This is a genomic window from Cytobacillus sp. Bva_UNVM-123 (assembly GCF_046351715.2).
In the GTDB taxonomy this organism is placed as follows: domain Bacteria; phylum Bacillota; class Bacilli; order Bacillales; family Cytobacillaceae; genus Cytobacillus.
In genome coordinates this window covers 1214164-1233826 of record NZ_CM177772.1, presented here as the reverse complement: position 1 = coordinate 1233826, position 19663 = coordinate 1214164, and the positions used below count along the sequence as shown (strand labels likewise).

The following is a 19663-nucleotide window of genomic DNA, read 5'->3' as shown; positions in this document are numbered from 1 at the left end:
GAACAATCATTATTCGACGGTTACCGCTAATTCCTTAATCAACAAGGACGGTGAGGCAACATTTGACATGAAAAATTGCAAATCAGAACCGATCTCTTCAATATTATTTAATAGATCATAGAAATTACCGGCAATGGTCATTTGTTTTACCGTTTTTTCGACTTTTCCATCCTTGACAAAAAATCCATTGGCAGCAAGGGAGAAGTCACCAGAAACAGTATCAGCTCCAGAATGAAGACCTGCTAAATGTGTAATGATAATTCCTTCTCCAATCAAGGCAATCAATTCCTCGAAACTCTTATCCATAGGCATGACATAAAAATTAGCAGGTGAAACAGTTAAAGAGCCCTTATATGAAGATTTATAAGCATTTCCAGTAGACTCAACCCCAGCTTTGCCTGCTGTTTTTCGATTATGAAGCAAGGTGACTAGGCTTCCATTCTTCACAATTTCCTTCTTAAAGGTAGCGACCCCCTCGCTATCAAAAGTTCGACTAGAAATTCCCTCTTCTAAAAATGGATCATCAATGATTTGTAAATCACGGACTGCGATCACTTCTCCCACTTTATCTTTTAAAAGTGATTGGCCTTTTTGGGCAATCTCTGCTGAGAAAATCGGTGAGAACGTTTCTAGCAAGCTTCCAGCTGCATCATTTCTCAATAATACAGGATATTTCTTGCTTTCTACTGATTGTGCCTTTAACTTTGACAATGCCTCTTCTACAGCATACTTGGCAATGTCCTTTGGATTGAAAAGAGTAAAATCACGCGTAACCTTAAAATACGCACCTGTTTTCGTTTCGTCTGCTTGCTTCACAATAACCGAAATATACATTCCAATATGATTGGTTCTCTCTTTAATGGAGAGCCCTTTGCTATTTATGATTGCCCGCTCCGAATCCGTACTTTCCAACATGAAATAATTTGTTCCCGCTACTCGGTTATCATACGCATAAATTTCCTTTTCTATTGCTTTTAAAAGCGCAATTTTCTCAGGAATCGTCACTTTTTCTAATTCATTAGAATAATAGCTTCCGTTTTGGTAGCTTTCACTCCCAGCAAAAATTTCTTCTTGAACCTCATCTTCTATATATTGAGCATTCTCTTTAGCATTTTCTACTAAAAATAACATAGAATCCTCTTCTATTTTTTCTGTAAAAGCATAGCCCATTTTCCCTTCATAAAGCCCGCGAAATGATACACCTGCGACTTCTGAAGTTTCATAAGAATCAATTTCACCTTTAAATAACCCACAGCCGAATTTTTCCTCGCTCTCAAAATAAAGTTCCATATCAGTAAAACCATATTTCTCTCCAAGCTCAAATAGCTTCTGCTGGAATTCATAAATACTCATTCTATTCAGCCTCCTTACTACCGCCGACAGTCATTTCACTTACTCGAATCATCGGCTGTCCCACATTGACAGGAATGCTTCCACTTAAAGAGCCGCACATACCTGCACCGTGTGCTAAATTATTTCCGACCATATCAACAAGCTTAATGGTTTCAGGTCCGTTGCCGACAAGTGTTGCTCCTTTAAGCGGCTTACCAAGCTTGCCATTCTCAACTAAATAAGCCTCCATAACAGCAAAATTATAATCTCCTGTCGCGGGATTAACTGAACCACCACCCATATATTTTGCATAAATACCATGCTCTGTATTGGCGATAATCTCCTCCGGAGTTGACTTTCCTTCCGCTATATAAGTGTTCGTCATTCTAGAGGTTGGTGCAAATCGGTATGACTGTCTTCTGCCCGAACCAGTAGATTCCATCCCCATTCTGCGCCCATTAAATTTATCAATCAAGTATCCTTTTAAAATCCCATTTTCAATTAACACATTTTTACGTGCCTTTTCACCTTCATCGTCAATCGTAATGGATCCCCATTCATTTTCCAGTGTTCCATCATCTATATAAGTAACGACGTCTGAAGCTACTTTTTCCCCGATACGATTCGCAAAAACAGAGTTGTTTTTTGCGACAGATGTTGCTTCTAATCCGTGTCCGCAAGCCTCATGGAAAATAACACCACCAAATTCATTATCAATAATGACTGGGAATTTCCCGCTAGGGCATGGATCTGCACCAAGCATTGCAACCGCAATTCGAGACGCTTCTCCAGCATAATGTTCAAGATTCAAGTTCTCAAAAAACTCAAATCCTTTATGTGCTCCAGGACCATAGAAGCCTGGTTGAATTTGTGTCCCATCAGATGCAATGGATTGGATCGCTAATCGGCTTCTAACTCTGCGATCCTCAACATATTTCCCTTCACTATTCGCGATTAGCACATTTTGTTCCTCATCTAAGTAACGAACAATGACTTGTTCAATGCGAGAATGATAGTTTTTGGCAATCTCATATGCCTTTTTCATAACATTTACTTTTTGAACCTTCTCCGTTTCCAACGGATTAATCGCAATTGGGTGTGCACATGTAATCATTTCTTTTTCTAGTAGCTTTAATTGAATAATGGTCTCCCCTGATATTGCGTGAGCAGCATTTCTTGCCGCTTTTAATAGCCCTTCTTTCGTTCCATCTGTTGTGTATGTATATACACTTTGCAGCCCTTTAAATACACGAATACCAATTCCAAAATCTCTACCTGATAAACTGTTTTCAATTTTCCCACCTTGAAGTGTAAGATTATTTACATAGCGATCCTCAACAAACACTTCAGAAAAATCGCCTCCTGTTGATAAGGCAGCAGTTAAGACGTCTTCAATGACAGATTTAGAAAACATCAAGGGACCTCCTTTATTTTTATATTTTCAAATTATTCAAACACTACTATTATATCACTTTTTTCCTAATTTTCTACTTTGCGACATTATAGCAATATATATGGGAAAGGATAAAAAAAATTCATTTGCGCGTTCGCAAATGAAAAATGGGGCTGTCCGATAAGTGCCTAGCTCTCTCCTCACAACACAATATAGAGTACTTTAACTGCTTTTTATCTATATAAAGTGTTGGAGGTGCCAGGCTCTTTGTTTTCGGATAGCCACTTTTATAAAACACCGGAAAATAAACGTGCAAAGGATTCTTTAGACCTTTCTATAAAGCCACGCTTATAAAATTGAACTGGACTAATTTTCTCGCTTTCCTCCATATCTTCCTCATAATGTGCGACGAGATCACGAATAGAGCTCGTTCCATATAAGAACATATTCACCTCAAAATTAAGATGAAAGCTGCGCATATCCATGTTAGCCGTTCCAAGCGTAGCTAAATTTCCATCAATAATAATCACTTTTTGATGTAGAAAACCTTTTTTATAAGCATAAATTTCAACTCCATATCGCAGCAGTTCCGGAAAATAGGATTGACTAGCATACTGTGTTAAAAAGCCATCATTAATTTCGGGGACGATAATCCTTACTTCAATTCCTTTCGCTGAGGCCACCCTCAAGGCAGTCCGAATCGATTCATCTGGAATAAAATAAGGGCTAGCAATCCAAATTGATTTTGTCGCTGAGGCGATCATGGAAAAATAGAAATCACTCATCAGCCCCTGCTGTGTATCTGGTCCACTTGCAACAACTTGTACAGCTCCATCCAATACTCCATCATCAATTACCGTTTTTGAGGTTGAATGTTTATGCTTTACCTTCTCTCCACTCACATACTCCCAGTCAAGCAAAAAGACCATATGGAGTGAATAGACAGCTTCACCCTTTAATAACATGTGAGTATCTCTCCAAAAACCTATCTCCTCGTCCTTGCCTACATATTCAATCCCAACATTTAAGCCTCCAGCAAAGCCTACCTCCCCATCAATAATAATGATTTTCCGGTGATTGCGAAAATTAACTTTCTGATTAAAAAAGCCATATTTCAATGGTGAAAATGGCTGAACTTTAATCCCCGAAGTCTTCATTGCTTCTAAATCCTCAATTGCGATTTTTCGGCTTCCAGCTGCATCGTAAATAAAGAGAACTTCGACACCTGCTTGTGCTTTTTCCATCAGAATATTCATAATTTTTTTCCCAAGACTGTCAGAGCGAAAAATGTAATACTCTAGGTGAATAAATTTTTCAGCTTTTTTAAGATTTTTTATAATCTCCGAAAAAGTTTCTTCGCCATTTTTCAAAATAAATGTACGAGTCGCTGTACTTATTGGAGTTGGAGAAGCTTGCCCCGCAAATTTAGCGAAGGATAGCTGACTATCTTGTAGAAAAGATAAATCTGGTGAATTATCTAGCTTTAATAATCTTTTCCATTCCTCCCTATCCTTTTTACGTTTATTTTTAAATAGATACCCTTTCAAATAAAGTTGACCTGAAAAAAGATAAAATAAATACCCAAATACAGGAAAAAACGCAAGCACATATATCCAAAGCAAAGTATTCTGGGGGGAACGGTTTTCCAGCATTAATGAGTACATACTCACCATTAGCGAAGAGAAATAAAAAAGCAAACAGATAGCTTTTAATGGCCAGCTCAAATGACTAAATAAAAACATAGAAATAGATACAATTAAAATAAGAGCAATTAAAAATTCTATTCTGCGTTTTTTCATCTATTTATTCTCCAAATCTTTTCTAGATGTATTGGAAATATTATTGCCAATTTGTTTAGGCTTTAGTGATTACGCAATCAGTCTCGGTATTATATACTTAAATGAATACTTCAACTATTCATTACATATTAGGAGGAGACAAATGAATATAAGACTTTTAGCAGCAGAAGATGCTGATGCCTACCGAAGAATTAGATTGCAAGCATTATCCGAGCACCCTGAAGCATTTTCTTCAAGCTTTGAGGAGGAAAGTAAATACACAGCTGTTGTTTATCGAGAGCGATTTCAATCTCCGGATTCTTTCACATTTGGCGCTTTCGAGCAAGAGAATTTAATTGGAACGGTTACATTACTTAAAGAAACAAAGCTCAAACTAAAGCACCGGTCACATATTGTTGGGATGTATGTTTCATCTTCTATGCGGAAACAAGGCGTTGGGAATGCATTACTATCTACAGCAATAAAGCTGGCAAAAGAGCTAAATAACATTGAACAAGTTTATTTAGCTGTTGAAAAAAAGAATTCGGCTGCAAGGAAACTTTATTCCTCTTTCGGTTTTGAAGTATATGGAGAAGAAAAAAGAGCGTTAAAAATTGGTGATGAGTATTTTGATGAGGAGCATATGGTTTTGTTTCTCTAATTTTTTCTAAACCGATTATTACTTAACCATGATCACCAGTTTAATCGGTGATCATGATTGCTACTAGCTATTTACACTGGCACCTTTATTGATATTTCTTCACAATCTCCTGAAGTTTTAATGCTAATCCCATTTTCCCCTCAACCTTTAAATTTCCAGTCATAAATGCGATCGTTGTGTTTAAGTTATCCTTTAATAATTTTGAGAAATTCTCGTCAGATAGGATAAGCGTTACTTCAGATTCAAATGGAGTTCCTTCTATTATGTCTACTTTGCCATTTTTCAGTACAATTTGGAAAGAACCACTCTCTTTTAGATTCACTTGATAAATACGATCCTTTTCGTCTCGTATATGCTCAGGATTTGTGTTCATCTTTTCTGCTAACTGATAAAGTTCGGTTTTTACTGACATATATTTACCCCCTATTTGTGAAAATAAACTGAAATACTGCAATTAATGATTTTATTCAACCTTTACACTTAAAAGTCCTGCTTAAAAATGAATTATCATTCATTTTTTTGCAAAATTTCAAGATTTGGATATTACAACAAATTTCGGTGAAACTAAGTTAAAATAAAGGCTTGGGAATCTACGAAAAATTTTTATATTGTGAAAAGGGGAATTTTAATGAGTGAGTCAAAATTTTGCAAGGAATCATTTATCGTCAAAACAAGTATTGTCCTACCACCTGATACGAACTCTCATGGGACATTATTTGGTGGAAAGCTAATGGCTTATATAGATGACGTAGCTTCCATTTCAGCTATGCGTCATGCAAGAAAAAATACAGTCACAGCTTCTACAGATTCTGTTGATTTTCTTCATCCCATTCATCAAGGAAATGCCGTATATGTTGAATCATTTGTCACGTATACCGGAAGAACATCGATGGAAGTATTTGTAAAAGTTATCGCTGAAGATTTATTATCAGGGGAAAAAAATCTTTGTGCGATGTCTTTTTTAACAATGGTCGCTATTGATGAGAACGGAAAGCCGACTCCTGTGCCTGCCGTTATTCCTGAAACGGATGAAGAAAAAAGCTTATATAACTCAGCAAAAGAACGAGCTGATATTCGTAAAAGAAGACGTACTGCTAGTATTGGCAGAGCCAAAACATTTGGATTTACGAGCTAACTATATTACCATCACCTGAATGAAGTGTGGGAAGGTTATTTTTTTGCACTAAGTTGGATTGTAGTGGAAGGCCGAGCGCGAAGATTCCTGCGGGACAAACTGACAGGGGGAGACCCCGCAGGAGCTTTACCGCCAAGGAGACTTACCGGTTGGCGAAGCGGCTGGAACAGAATTCAATGGATAAGTTAATAGAAATCATTTTATTATCCTGTGCCTACATTCATCCATTTCCAACAAGATCCTCCACTTTTGGCCGAAGCTGATCCTTTGCTCTTCTCATTCTTGTTTTTACGGTAGATAGTGGTATTTTTGTCGTTGTACTAATTTCCATCAATGTTTTGTGATGATAATAGAATAATATTAAAGGTTCACGATACATTTTTGGAAGTTCCTGGAGAGTATCCTCCATTTCTGCTTTTGTACATTTAGCAACAATGGATTCCTCTGGCATCTGCAGGGGATTGGTATCTTCAACATATGTATACACTTTTTCTTCCCAAAAACGATTGGCAGACTTTTCCTTTCTCCAGTAATCCCGACATTTATTAATAGCAATTTTAAAAAGCCAGTTTTTCAGCTTTGCCCTTTCTTCAAAAAATGGAAGAGCAGTATAAGCTGAAATTAACACTTCTTGATATATATCTTCAGCAAGTTCTTTATGTCTAACCTTAAATTTTATATAGTTAAAAAGTGATTTGCCATACTCGTTTACACAGTCTTCAAAGTATTGATCAATCACTTGTTTGGATTGCGATTGCTCACAGAAATGCATTTCTATTAACTCCTTCATTAAAATTCGTACTCATCTTAATAGACGAAAATAAAACTGTTAACCCCTACAGTTTTTCTTATTTTAGAAAAAGATTATGATTTTAACTTGAATCGCTTGCTAGGTGCTAGTAAAATACTGACATTTATTTTTTGGCAAATGGTTAAATAGTGCATTAGAAACAAAATAGTTGCTCCGGCATTCATTCCAATTATAACTCCGTCCATTTGGAACACAGGCATCGAGCCAAGCACATACATAAGAGAGAATGAAACGATAGTTGACCAGATAAAATGATAAAGTGCTTCCTTCATTAGCCCTAAACCAATTAAATATGCCTGCATCGGAATAATAAAGTAGTGAAGCAAGAAAAACGGCCATAGCATTTGTAAATATACAGCGGCATCAATAGAATGAAAAAACTTACTTGTTAAAGGCTCTGCAAAAAAGTAAAAGAAAGCAACAGCTGGAACTCCATATAAAATCGTAATGAAAAACACTTGCTGAAGGAGATTTCGAAGCTGCTCTGTATCTTTTTCGACATAAGCCTTTGATACCGTCGGGATGAGCATAATTAAGAAGGAATGGGCGATAAATGCTGGGAAAAATCCAATTGTCATCGCAATTCCCGCAAGCATTCCGAAATGCTCTGTCGCTATCACACCGCTTACTCCTGCTTGTAAAAGGGCAGCTTTTATTAAAAACGGCTCTACTGCATGGGTTAATGCGTGAAATACTCTCAGTGCGGTCGTAGGAATGGAAACAGCAAGCAAGCTCTTCCGAACCTTACTACCGTTCATTTTTTCACTTGAATCTTTTCTTATTAATTGATACTGAATGATAAACATATACAGCAAATATAAAAAGACAACGATCTCACTGCCAATTAGTGTACATAAAGCAATAAAGACGGCTGTTTCTGTATTAAACTGAAAAAATTGATAAAGAAAAACTAGTAATAACAGTTGGATCATCCGACGCAAAAAATTGTATGTAGCAATCTTTCCCATCTGTTGCTTTCCCATAAAAAACCCACGTGTAATGGATGAAAAAGAAACAATTGGAATAAAGATAATAACGACCCACCTTAAGTATGGGTGATATTGATCAAATACACCTACAAAAGGGATGATTAAAATGGCTACTGGCAATAGAATAACAGTAAAAATAACCGTCCATTTGATCACTTGGTTAAGCATGCTTTGGTGATATTTTTTATCTTTTTCTGCAATAAATTTAGAAATCGAGATTGGAAGCTCAAAGCTTGCAAGTAAAACAATTAAGAAAATGGTCGGAAGAATAGACATATACATTCCGAGCCCTCTCTCTCCCAGCTCCCGAGCTAATATCATATTTACTAAAAACTCGAGGCATTCCCCTGCAAAAGCAGCCAATGCAAGTAATAACGTTCCTTTGAAAAATTTATTCATTTTGTCTCTCCTTATATGTATGCCTATTGCAACGAGCATATCTGCATGATCGTGATTAGCATTTTATATAAGATATGAGACAAGTTATGAGATTATTTTATTGTTTTTTAACCTTAATCTATATTTTAATAAGACATGGTTAAAACTGCGGGCGAACAAGTTTAAATTTCGTTTAAAAAATGATTGTTAATTGAGGGTGCACAGATAGCTGCTAATATTTATTAAAAACAAGATTATAAAAGTTTACAGTCAAAATATAACAACAACTGAGGAAAAATTCGAGCATGCCAAATAGCCCAGTTTATATGCCCATTACGACGAATCACATGAACAAAGGTACTTGGCTTATGACAGAGCTAGCGCGGTTCATAACATTGAATATTAGAGCAAACGTACGATTACGTTAAAACTATTCTCCGCCATTACCTGCAAGCTTATGTTTAAATGCATAAATAACTGCTTGTGTACGATCCTGAACTTGAAGCTTGCTAAGGATATTACTAACATGGGTTTTTACAGTTTTGAGAGCAATAAAAAGTTCATCAGCAATTTCTTGATTCGTTTTTCCCTCTGTCATGAGAAGAAGAATTTCCATCTCTCTTCCCGTTAACTCTTCATGAGGCAGCTGCTGTGTTTTCTGTCTCATTTTCACCATCATTTTGCCCGTTACTTCTGGCTCTAAAACAGACTGACCTTTGAAAGTAGAACGAACGGCATCAGCAATTTCACTTGCTTTAGAAGTTTTCAGCATATAACTTGTTGCACCTGCTTCAAGGGCAGGGTACACCTTCTCATCATCAAGAAAGCTTGTTACAATAATGATTTTTGCTTCAGGCCATTGCTCAATAATGTTTCTCGTTGCCTCAATTCCATCCATTTCCTTCATGACTAGATCCATTAAAATAATATCCGGTCGTAAACTTAATGCAAGCTCAATAGCCGTTTTTCCGTTATCTGCTTCACCAATTACTTCAATATCAGGCTGTGCTGACAAATAGGAAGAGACCCCAATTCTCACCATTTCATGGTCATCAACAAACAATACTTTGATCATCGCCTTCACCCTCTCGGCATTTCTTTATCCTGTAATAGCTTTAGGGACTCGAGGTTATAAGCGAATCTCCTTAGCTTTTCTATATCATCGGAACCTTAACTTCAAGACGTGTTCCGCTATTTTTTAAACTAATAATTTTAATTGTCCCACCAACTTCAACTGCACGTTCATACATATTTTGCAGCCCATAGGACCCTGCTTTCGCTTCTTCAACATCAAAACCAACACCATCGTCGACGACTCGTAAAATAACATACTCATCTCGCTGAATAAGAAGCACTTCAAGCATAGTCGATTTTGCATGACGAAGAGTGTTTGAAACTGCTTCTTGAAGAATACGGAATAAGTGATCCTCAATCCCTTTATCAAGAGGGATATCTTCGATTTTCCATTTGATTTGCATCGTTACTTTTTGTGATAATTCGATTAACAGTTCTTCAATACCTTCTTGCAATGTTTTGCCTTTTAAAGCAGCAGGTCTTAAATGAAGAAGAAGAGCACGCATTTCCAGTTGAGATTGATGAATCACTTCTTCAACCATTTTCAATTGCTTTGTCTCCCTGTCATCTGTTGACGATTTTGCTTCATTTATTGCAGACATCAACATAGAGGCAGCAAACAGCTGCTGACTGACGGAATCATGAAGTTCACGTGCTAATCGATTTCTTTCTTGAGAAATAATTTCCTGCATCCTCATTTCAATATCTTCTGCTTTTTCCGTTGCCAATTTTTGTGAGAGTTTTGCTTGATCAACGATTTGCTTTTGAATTTTTTCAATTCTAGTCGCAATTGAATGAAGCTCTGTACTCGAATTCTTTTCTTTTATTTCTAATTGCCGACCTTCTTCAATTTCGTGAAGCCAGCTATCAATTAATTGGAACTGTTTCTTCCAATTTACGCCAAGTGATAGACCAAATAAAAGACCCATAACAATACTAACGCTTGGAACAAAAAGAACGAATGGAATATCCATCACATTCGTATCCCATAATTCCTTCCAACTTATAACGGGAAATCCTATTAATAAAGAGATAATAAAAATGGTACATATTATTATTGCTAGACTTGCTCCCCAAACAATTTGTCGCTGAACAGTATTCATACACGTTTCACCTCTAGATCACCGATAAACAAAGAGGTGAAAATTTTTATGCGTTGTTCAGCATTTTCAAAGCCTTGAGTCTGAACGTGCACTGTCTGATTGAAAACTTTTGATTCTTCCATTTCAAAAATTTCAGTCGTGCCAGTAATGACCGAATGATTCACACTTACCTCGATATCATATGGTACAAGAATCCGAATGTTGCCGATAAAGTTTCGGATGAACATGACCGTTTCTCCTTTTGGCAGCACCGTATAGCTTAAATCAATAATGGTATCGCCAATTCCTGTTTGGATATTAATATCTCGCCATTCATAGCTGTGAGTAGGTGTTTTCAACTGACCGAATAATTGATTAGCAAAAAGTGGTTCCTTCTTATGAATTGGTTCCTTATCCAAAACTATACCCATCTCATCTTTTATAACAGGACGAATATGTGCTGGCTTTCGTTTTGATTGAGCATATTGCATGATGAGATGAACTAAAATAGCAAGCAAGAAAAACCTAAAGGTTATCATACTAAATATACTAATAATTAATAATACAATCCCAAACCAAAACAATAATTTTCCTATCGTTTTTGGCATCCATTTTCTTCCTACATAAATCATTCCGATATTTACTAAAAGGGAGAAAATTAATCCCCTGTTAAAAAAAGTAAATTCTAAGAAAAGTATAATAATCCCTAGCAAAAATATCCAACTAATGTATTCACTTTTCACTTTATTTAACATTGGGCATCCTCCCTTCTAATCAGACGATAATGTATGAAATTTCAGCTTTAATTTAGTATCTGCATAAATTTTAACGATTCTATTAGCCCGAAAAGGCGTAACTTTATGTACGCCTTTTAAGAATACCATGTTTCCCTTAAGAAATAGAATGAGTTTCTTCTTTTTTCATGTCTTTTTCTAATTGAGCGATTCTTGCATCAATTGTGTTGCGATGATAAGAGCTATTAACTTGATGCTCTAATCGGTCTAAATATGTTTCAATTTCTTGAAAACGTGAATAAGAGTTGTTTGAGTGATCGTTATTGTCGAGTACTTTGTTTATTCTATTTTGTGCTCTTGTCACATTCTCTCTACCCATTAGCTCCATTCTGCGAATATGCATATCTTTTAGCTTATGCTTCATTTCTTCATATTTACGTTCTAAATCTCCAAGCTGAGAAGTAGCATGATTTAAAGCTTCTTTCAAACGATAAGCACGTTCTTCATAATGCTCATACTCGTCAGAGGCGAATAAAGTTAATTCCGTTTCCCCTGCCTGAGCAGCAATTTCCGCCTGGCGTTTTCTTTTGTTAGCTAATTCTTGCGCTTGATTATATTCACGTGCAAATTCCTCTTTCAGTAAATATTGGCGCTCCACTAACTTACGAACCTTTTCTGTTTCAACTTCACATTCCCGCAAGTATTGATTTAATAAACTTATTGGATTCTTATTTTCCTTTTTATCTAAAGCCTCATTGATATCTGCTAATACTGTGTTTTTAATGCGAGTAAATAAATTTCCCATCTTAATCTCTCCTTACCATCATTTTAGTTTCGATTTAATTCAGACCATTGTTTTTCAAAATTGACAAATGGGTCATTATCTTCAACTTTTACTTTTACTTCTGCTGCTTTTGTTTCATTCCACTTTTTGTATACTAAGTAAAGAATATAGGCAGCTGCAATACCTAGAATCGCTGGTACATTTGTTGCAGAAGTTGCGAGAATGATTAACCCAAGTATGCCCCAGGCAATTTTTCCTAATGTTGAGTTTGCTTTCAAAAACTGTTTAAACACGAGGTATAAAATTAAAATGCTTATTGCTAAACCAATTATCGAACCTAAATTCGATAGTAAGACTAACGCTGCTAGCCCTCCTATTAAAAATAAACCGAATTTCTTCATGTTCATTTCCTCCTTTCTTGATTCCATCTTACCTAGATTCCCAAATTTTCATAACGAGCTAGAGCTTTATTTTTAACTACGACTTGAGACGGAGTACAAGTAGATATGTGGTTTGAAATTTCAAATGAAAACCATACTAAGTTTGGGAGGTGTTGAAGTTCATGAGCTTTTCTTGGTTATGTGGATTATTGCTATTTATTCAGCCAGTCAATCTTCCTGACAGCTTAACAGTTAAAAGTCAAGGGGAAACGATAGCAAATATTGATCGTTCTACTTATGAATCGCCTATTCCAGGAGTTCCTCTCATTGATTTAGATAAATATAATCAACTTCTGATTAAGCTGGACAATTTGACATACTTGGAACCAAAAAATGCTTATATTGATCATGCAGGACAAGTGAGAGAGGGGGAGTTCGGACGAAGATTATATCGAAAAGCATTCACTGATCTATTCTATTCTTTTTTTTATCATTCAACTGCTGCGGAAATAGAGTTGCCTATGCTCCCAATTCATCCGAAAGTAGACCGTGATTTATTAATTCATATTCGGACGAAACAAATTGGACAATATGTCACTTTTTTTAATCAAAGAAATCGAGCAAGAACCCATAATATTAAACTGGCTGCTCAAGCAATCGATAGTTATGTTATTTTTCCTGGGGAAACCTTTTCATTTAATCGAATTGTTGGACAAAGAACAAAGGAAAGAGGATATATGAAAGCACCTGTCATTGTTAGAGGAGAGCTGTCAGAGGATATTGGTGGCGGGATCTGCCAAGTGTCGTCAACTTTATTTAATGCAACAGATCGTGCTGGAATGAAAATTTTAGCACGCTACTCCCATTCAAAAAAAGTTCCGTATGTACCACCTGGTAGAGATGCTGCAGTAAGCTGGAATGGACCAGATTATCGTTTTAAAAACATTTATAGCCTTCCGATCCTCATTCGTGCAAAAGTCTTTGGAGGACAAATGGTTATTCAGATTTATTCCTCCGATGAAATCGACTATGAGCCTCGTTCTGTACCAGAAGCTTCGAAAATGCTTCCAGAGGAAATACATATTGCTGAGGAGGCAATGGATTAAGTCAGGTTTTAAGCGAAGGGATTTTATTTTCCCTTCGCCTTTTGTTTATAGTGCTCTAGGACTGACGATTACTCCATCCTCATCTGCATATACGTAATCACCCGGATTCCATGTAATCCCACCAAATGTTACAGTGATTTCTTGATCACCTTTTCCTTTTTTCTCACTCCTTAACGGATTGCTGCCAATAGCAAAAATGCCAACGTCTAAGCCAGCAAGCTCAGCTGTATCTCGGATACATCCGTTAATAATGACGCCAGCAAGCTTTCTACGTACAGCAATTTCACCTAGTTGATCACCTAATAGCGCACATCTTTTTGACCCCCCTCCATCAACAATCAGTACATTTCCTTCTGGAATCGTTTCTAATGCCTTTTTCACCAGGACATTGTCCTCGAATACTTTAACGGTTGATATTTTTCCAAAAAAACGTTTTCTTTTTCCATAGGATTTAAACTCTAACTGACAAACAGTTAATTCACTTTTAAATTCATCACATAAATCAGCTGTTTTCATATTCATATTGACAATCCCTCCATTTGTTTTTTATATAAACTATTCACCAGCAATTGTGATAATCCTCCTTTTCAAGAGAACCTTGTATACAAACTGTCTCAATTGGAAAAATTATGTATAAGAATATTTATTGGAGGAACATTATGACATCTAATTCAAAAATGCCAAAATCCCCTGAATCTTATTGGAGAGAAATCGAGCAGCCTACATTCGGAAAATTAACTGAACATACTTCGACTGATGTTGCCATCATTGGTGGTGGAATAACCGGGATTACCGCGGGTTTACTGTTAGTGAAGGAAGGCTATAAAGTCACGATTTTAGAAGCAGGCAGCGTTTTAACCGGTACGACTGGTCATACTACTGCAAAGATTACTGCACAGCATGGGTTAATTTATGACGAATTAATCAATCACTTTGGCGTGGAAAAAGCAAAGCTTTATTATGAGGCACAAAATAGTGCATTAAACTTCATTCGGCAAACCGTATCAGAAAAACAAATCGACTGCGACTTTAGCAATGAAGATGCCATTATTTATGCAACAACAGATGAATATGCTCATAAAGTCGAAACAGAAATGGATGCGTACGCTAAGCTTGGAATTGCTAGTACAACGGCTGATAGCATTCCTTTCGATATTCAAACAAAATCAGTAATCGTGATGAAAAACCAAGCTCAGTTTCATCCTTTAAAATATTTACGCCAACTTCTTGATCGTTTCACTGAAGCAGGTGGGATGGTTTATGAACATACGACTGCAACCGACATTGGAGAAGGTGATCATCCTGTCGTCATAACGAGAGATGGACATCGTGTAAATTGTAAGCATGTTATTGTTGCTTCACACTTCCCATTTGTCGATATGATGGGATTTTATTTTGCAAGAATGTATGCTAGCCGCTCTTATGTTCTTGGTGTGAAAACGGAAAAAGATTTTCCAGGTGGTATGTATTATAGTGCTGATATGCCAACTCGTTCATTAAGATTTACTCCTTATAATGGAGATAAGCTTATCCTCGTCGGAGGAGAAGGCCATAAAACAGGTCAAGGAATTAATATGATAAAGCATTATGAGGCATTAGAGGAATTTGCGGAAAAAACGTTAAAAATCACCGATTATCCATATCGTTGGTCAGCACAAGATTTAATCACTCTTGATAAAGTACCTTATATTGGCCAAATTACGGCAAATAAGCATGGGATTCTTGTTGCAACTGGCTATCGAAAATGGGGTATGACGAATGGGACCGCTGCCGCTCTATTGTTGAAAGATATCATTATGGAAAAAGACAACCCTTATCGTGATTTATTCAATCCTTCAAGATTTCAAGCCGACCCTAGCCTTAAGAAGGTCATTTCAATCAACACTGATGTTGCAGGTCATTTAATTAAAGGGAAACTTGAGCTTGTCCCGAAAGAACCAAGTGAAGTTGCAAACGATGAAGGTGCTGTTGTAATGGTCAATGGGAAAAGAGCGGGAGCATATAGAGATACAGAAGGCAAACTCCATTTAGTCGATACGACTTGTACACATCTTGGCTGTGAAACTGAATGGAACGACGCAGAGCGAACATGGGATTGCCCTTGTCACGGCTCACGTTATTCATATAATGGAGAAGTACTTAACGGGCCAACGAAAAGGCCGTTAAGAAAAGTTGAATTGGAATAAAACGGTGCCTAAAACGGTGTCTTAAAACGGTGCCAGGCACCATAAAAAGACAAAAGGCACCACTCTGTCCACGAGTGGTGCCTGGCACCTGTTATTGTTTATTGGCAGTATTATTTTTGTCTGCTCCAGTCGTAAATTCGACTAGTTCAGAGCTTGTGCGATTGCCTTTTTTTACGTTATTGTTTCGTTGTGCATTTGCATTACCTAGTTTTTTTCTACCCATATTCGCCTCTACTCCTTTTATCAATCGTGCTTTCTTTCAAATGTAGTATGGGCGAATATGCACACATTATTCAGGATAATCCTGTTAAGTAGGGTCAACAACCTTACCGCCTCGCATTACTTTTTTATTAGCTTGTGTGCCCAATTCTTTTGTAAACTTCTTCAATTCTCTTTCTTCCCTCTCTGTCACAAGAGAAATAACTGTTCCGCTCGCTCCGAATCTACCTGTCCTTCCAGAACGGTGAATATATTGCTTCATATCCTTTGGAAAATCAACATGAACAACATGGGTCACACCTTTAATATCTAATCCTCGCGCAGCTACATCTGTTGCTAGAAGCATATTTGTCTTTCCAGCTCGAAAATCCTTTAAAGCACTTTGCCTCTCAACTTTGCTAAGGTCACTATGAAGAGAGCTAGAATGGATATGATTGTATTGTAATTTTTCAGCGATTACTGTAAGATTCCCAATATCCTTTACAAATACAAGAGCTTTGATCGCTTCAAGGCGTGAAATTTTTTCAAGCAGCTTTATTTTGTCCCTTTGCTCAACAATGAAATAAATATGTTCTACAGCCTCAGCATTAATGGTATCATCCGTCTCCACTTTAATAACTTCGGGAGCATTCGTTAATTCCTTAGCTATTTTTTCTACCGCAATCGGAAGAGTAGCCGATACCATTATAACTTGGCGCTCACTTAATGTTGACTTCACAATACTTCTAATCGTATCTAAATGTTCTGGAACAAATAATTGATCAACCTCATCAAGCACAACTGTTTTTACTTCATGCATCTTTAGCTTTTTCTGTTTAATTAGCTCTAGCATTCTTCCTGGTGTCCCAATAGCAATATTCGGATGCTTCTTCAATTTTTCGAGCTGCCGTTTTACATTGGCCCCTCCGATGAATGAAGCAGCTCGAATACCACTGCCTTCAGTCCAGTTCTGAATTTCTTGAAGGATTTGCATAACGAGCTCTTGAGAAGGTGCGATGACAACAGCCTGTACGGCTTTTTTTTCTGGGTCAATTCGTTCCAGTATTGGCAATAAATAGGCAAGCGTCTTCCCCGTTCCTGTTGGCGATTCTGCGATAACATCCTTTCCTTCTAATACAGCTGGAATCGTTCTCATCTGAATGGTTGTTGGCTGCTGAAATTCAGATTTTTTCCATCCTTCTTGTAAAAAAGGCTTTAGTTGATTAATTAACGAATGTGTCATAGGTAACTCCTTTATGTTTTAACAATATAAACGTCATTATTACTGTTAATGATCCTATCGTATGAAAAGAATGATGTCTAGTCTTTACCATTCATTGTTTTTATAAAGAAAATCCAACTTGGTCATATTATTACTGAGGTGAATTAGATTGATTCGAAAAATTGGATTTCTTTTTTTTATTTCATTCCTAATGGTTAATGTTCCTATTCATGCAGAAACAATGAATCAAATTGAAGTTTTTGATATCGAAAAAGAGAGCGTCATTAAAAGCGTACCGTCAAATCCAATGATCCAAGCTAAAGCAGAGAATATTCTTAATGATATTCATGATATTTACAAAAAAATTAATCCTATTCCTAAAAAAGGTCTTATGATGAAAATTCCGATTAAACCAATGATTCATGTTAAAAATCAATGGATGGACTCCCTCGTTGATGAAATGATTATATTTTACCCTGAAGACGAAGAACCATATATTATGACTTATGATGATGAAAATCACTTTTTCTTCTTTACAATATCGAATCGAAAATCAGCAAACGAATTCATCATAAACATTTTAAGTAGCTCACAATAAGAATGTGAGTAATCTTACATGTAAACAAGAAAAAATGCTCCAGCTTTAGCCGAGCATTTTTTCAATTCTTTGTTAAGATACTTTTTCTTTTTCACTTTCAAGCTGATAACCATTTTCCCAGTACTCAGCATTTTTGATGCCGAGCTTTGTCGAGTTAAACACAGGGTCGAGTCCTTGTTTCTTTTGTGCTTCATAATCTTTCAAAGCAATTACGGCCGGTTTTGTGAGAATGACAATGGCAATTAAGTTCAACCATACCATTAAACCTAAGCCAACATCCCCTAATGCCCATGCTAGACCTGCTGTTTTGACTGCACCGTAGAATGTTGCTCCAAGCAATATAAGCTTCAAGAAAAACATCGGCCATTTACTGTTTCTAAATAAATAGGCAACATTTGTTTCTGCAATATAGTAGTAAGCCATAATCGTCGTGAAAGCAAAGAAGAAAAGAGAAATCGCTACGAATCCTGAGCCGAAGCCTGGCAAGACTGTTTCAACTGCAGCTTGTGTGTATCCTGGACCTGCTTCAACTCCTGCCAAGCCTTCATAAAGGACTGCACCATTATTTTTCTCATCAACTGTGTTATACATGCCGGTAAATAAGATCATGAATGCTGTTGCTGAACATACAAATAGCGTATCTATGTATACAGAAAACGCTTGAACTAATCCTTGTTTTGCAGGGTGGGAAACTTCCGCAGCTCCAGCAGCATGTGCACCAGTTCCTTGTCCCGCTTCATTCGAGTAAATTCCACGTTTTACTCCCCATGCGATTGCACTCCCAAGAATTCCGCCAAATGCAGCGTCAGCCCCAAATGCACTTTTAAAAATCAAAGAAATTACTGCTGGTACTTCACTAATATTCAAACCAATAATGATAAGAGCAACTAACATATAACCTAACGCCATAAATGGTACAGTAATTTGTGCAACAGAAGCAATTCTCTTTACTCCGCCAAAAATAATTAAACCTAATAGAAAAATAATAATGAATCCTGTAACCGCTTTATTAATACCAAATGCATTTTCCATCCCTGTTGCAATTGAGTTGGATTGAACTCCGGGCATTAAGACTGCCATTGCCAGTAAAGCAGATATAGCGAAAAGGACAGCAAACCATTTAATTCCGATTCCTTTTTCTATGTAATAGGCCGGGCCGCCACGATATTGCCCATCTTTTTTCACTTTATAAATTTGTGCTAATGTCGATTCAACATAAGCCGATCCTGCACCAATAAAGGCAATTGCCCACATCCAGAAAACAGCTCCTGGTCCCCCCATTGCAATTGCAGTTGCAGTTCCAGCAATATTACCAGTTCCTACACGGCCAGAAAGAGCGATAGATAATGCCTGGAAAGATGAAACACCCGCTTCAGAACTTTTTCCTTGGAACATAAGGGTAACCATCTCTTTAATATGTCTTACTTGTAAAAACCTCGTTAGTAAAGAAAAAAATAATCCAATACCTAGACAAGCATAGATTGCCGGTGTACTCCATAAAATATCATTCAATGAACCTACAAAAGCCTCCAACAAAATTCCCCCTTTTTTATATATTCTGAATCTTTTACCTATTAAGAATTATAGAACAAGCGTAAAAATAAAACAATTATTATTTTTAAAAATCATTTTTATAGCAAAATTTAAATCAAATAAAATTGTTATATTACAAGTAAATACAGATAATATCATTTCTCTTCCTTAATGACATTTAAAAATTACCATTTGTTATAATACAACAATTTTTTTATTGGTTTTATACAGATACATTTTAGTATTTTTATGACTTTTAGAAAAAAATGTACAGTTCCTCTCTTATAAG

General features: G+C 36.6%; 20 protein-coding genes. 5 read left to right on the top strand and 15 right to left on the bottom strand.

Going from position 1 to position 19663, the window contains the following annotated elements; all coding sequences use genetic code 11:
- Positions 1-9: 9 nt before the first annotated feature.
- The 3 genes from KDN24_RS05945 to cls all read right to left on the bottom strand — a co-directional run bounded on the left by KDN24_RS05945 (position 10) and on the right by cls (position 4524).
- Positions 10-1353 (bottom strand): TldD/PmbA family protein, encoded by a 1344-nt coding sequence (locus tag KDN24_RS05945; RefSeq protein ID WP_409971435.1) that lies wholly within the window; start codon positions 1351-1353, stop codon positions 10-12.
- Position 1354: 1 nt separating this feature from the next.
- Entirely contained in the window at positions 1355-2746 is a 1392-nt protein-coding gene (locus tag KDN24_RS05940; RefSeq protein ID WP_409971434.1) for a TldD/PmbA family protein, read from the bottom strand.
- A 266-nt stretch (positions 2747-3012) separates the two neighbouring features.
- Positions 3013-4524, bottom strand: a complete 1512-nt coding sequence (cls, locus tag KDN24_RS05935; protein ID WP_491348347.1) for a cardiolipin synthase — start codon at positions 4522-4524, stop codon at positions 3013-3015.
- Positions 4525-4666: 142 nt separating this feature from the next.
- On the opposite strand from cls, the gene KDN24_RS05930 reads away from it, so the two are divergent.
- A complete protein-coding gene (locus KDN24_RS05930; RefSeq protein ID WP_491348346.1) occupies positions 4667-5164 on the top strand; it encodes a GNAT family N-acetyltransferase in 498 nt (165 codons plus the stop codon).
- Between the two features lie 85 nt (positions 5165-5249).
- On the opposite strand, the gene KDN24_RS05925 is transcribed toward KDN24_RS05930, so the two are convergent.
- Positions 5250-5576 (bottom strand): SCP2 sterol-binding domain-containing protein, encoded by a 327-nt coding sequence (locus tag KDN24_RS05925; RefSeq protein WP_409971431.1) that lies wholly within the window; start codon positions 5574-5576, stop codon positions 5250-5252.
- Between the two features lie 216 nt (positions 5577-5792).
- On the opposite strand from KDN24_RS05925, the gene KDN24_RS05920 reads away from it, so the two are divergent.
- Positions 5793-6299 carry an acyl-CoA thioesterase gene (locus tag KDN24_RS05920; RefSeq protein WP_409971430.1) on the top strand — a complete coding sequence of 169 codons (507 nt, stop codon included), beginning with the start codon at positions 5793-5795 and terminating at the stop codon, positions 6297-6299.
- A 220-nt stretch (positions 6300-6519) separates the two neighbouring features.
- On the opposite strand, the gene KDN24_RS05915 is transcribed toward KDN24_RS05920, so the two are convergent.
- From KDN24_RS05915 to KDN24_RS05885, 7 genes are all read right to left on the bottom strand, one after another.
- Complete coding sequence (locus KDN24_RS05915) at positions 6520-7071, bottom strand: RNA polymerase sigma factor (protein ID WP_409971429.1); 552 nt, start codon at positions 7069-7071, stop codon at positions 6520-6522.
- Positions 7072-7163: 92 nt separating this feature from the next.
- Positions 7164-8498 (bottom strand): polysaccharide biosynthesis protein, encoded by a 1335-nt coding sequence (locus tag KDN24_RS05910; RefSeq protein WP_491348345.1) that lies wholly within the window; start codon positions 8496-8498, stop codon positions 7164-7166.
- Between the two features lie 409 nt (positions 8499-8907).
- Positions 8908-9552, bottom strand: a complete 645-nt coding sequence (locus KDN24_RS05905; RefSeq protein WP_409971427.1) for a response regulator transcription factor — start codon at positions 9550-9552, stop codon at positions 8908-8910.
- 79 nt (positions 9553-9631) lie between these two features.
- Positions 9632-10654, bottom strand: a complete 1023-nt coding sequence (locus KDN24_RS05900; protein ID WP_409971426.1) for a sensor histidine kinase — start codon at positions 10652-10654, stop codon at positions 9632-9634.
- A complete protein-coding gene (gene liaF, locus KDN24_RS05895) occupies positions 10651-11388 on the bottom strand; it encodes a cell wall-active antibiotics response protein LiaF (protein ID WP_491348344.1) in 738 nt (245 codons plus the stop codon). The genes KDN24_RS05900 and liaF overlap by 4 nt, the downstream gene beginning before the upstream one ends.
- 136 nt (positions 11389-11524) lie before the next feature.
- Positions 11525-12172 carry a PspA/IM30 family protein gene (locus KDN24_RS05890; protein ID WP_409971424.1) on the bottom strand — a complete coding sequence of 216 codons (648 nt, stop codon included), beginning with the start codon at positions 12170-12172 and terminating at the stop codon, positions 11525-11527.
- 23 nt (positions 12173-12195) lie between these two features.
- Positions 12196-12552: a lmo0954 family membrane protein gene (locus tag KDN24_RS05885; protein ID WP_409971423.1), complete on the bottom strand. Its 357-nt coding sequence runs from the start codon at positions 12550-12552 to the stop codon at positions 12196-12198.
- A gap of 161 nt (positions 12553-12713) precedes the next feature.
- On the opposite strand from KDN24_RS05885, the gene KDN24_RS05880 reads away from it, so the two are divergent.
- The gene (locus tag KDN24_RS05880) at positions 12714-13637 is read left to right on the top strand and encodes a VanW family protein (protein WP_491348343.1); all 924 of its coding nucleotides are present in this window, start codon (positions 12714-12716) and stop codon (positions 13635-13637) included.
- Positions 13638-13682: 45 nt separating this feature from the next.
- On the opposite strand, the gene rraA is transcribed toward KDN24_RS05880, so the two are convergent.
- Positions 13683-14159, bottom strand: a complete 477-nt coding sequence (gene rraA, locus KDN24_RS05875) for a ribonuclease E activity regulator RraA (protein WP_409971421.1) — start codon at positions 14157-14159, stop codon at positions 13683-13685.
- A 137-nt stretch (positions 14160-14296) separates the two neighbouring features.
- On the opposite strand from rraA, the gene KDN24_RS05870 reads away from it, so the two are divergent.
- Positions 14297-15823 (top strand): FAD-dependent oxidoreductase, encoded by a 1527-nt coding sequence (locus KDN24_RS05870; RefSeq protein WP_409971420.1) that lies wholly within the window; start codon positions 14297-14299, stop codon positions 15821-15823.
- A gap of 91 nt (positions 15824-15914) precedes the next feature.
- Here KDN24_RS05870 and KDN24_RS05865 read toward each other — a convergent pair whose 3' ends face one another.
- Together KDN24_RS05865 and KDN24_RS05860 are read right to left on the bottom strand one after the other, a co-directional pair.
- Positions 15915-16046 carry a hypothetical protein gene (locus tag KDN24_RS05865; protein ID WP_409971419.1) on the bottom strand — a complete coding sequence of 44 codons (132 nt, stop codon included), beginning with the start codon at positions 16044-16046 and terminating at the stop codon, positions 15915-15917.
- An 84-nt stretch (positions 16047-16130) separates the two neighbouring features.
- Positions 16131-17264, bottom strand: a complete 1134-nt coding sequence (locus KDN24_RS05860; protein WP_491348342.1) for a DEAD/DEAH box helicase — start codon at positions 17262-17264, stop codon at positions 16131-16133.
- A 148-nt stretch (positions 17265-17412) separates the two neighbouring features.
- Between KDN24_RS05860 and KDN24_RS05855 the strand changes: the two genes are divergently transcribed.
- On the top strand, positions 17413-17841 hold the full coding sequence (locus KDN24_RS05855) for a hypothetical protein (protein ID WP_491348341.1): 429 nt from the start codon (positions 17413-17415) through the stop codon (positions 17839-17841).
- A gap of 72 nt (positions 17842-17913) precedes the next feature.
- Here the strand turns inward: KDN24_RS05855 and KDN24_RS05850 are convergent, their stop codons facing one another.
- Positions 17914-19374, bottom strand: coding sequence for an alanine/glycine:cation symporter family protein (locus KDN24_RS05850; RefSeq protein WP_409971417.1), 1461 nt, complete (start codon positions 19372-19374; stop codon positions 17914-17916).
- Positions 19375-19663 lie beyond the last annotated feature (289 nt).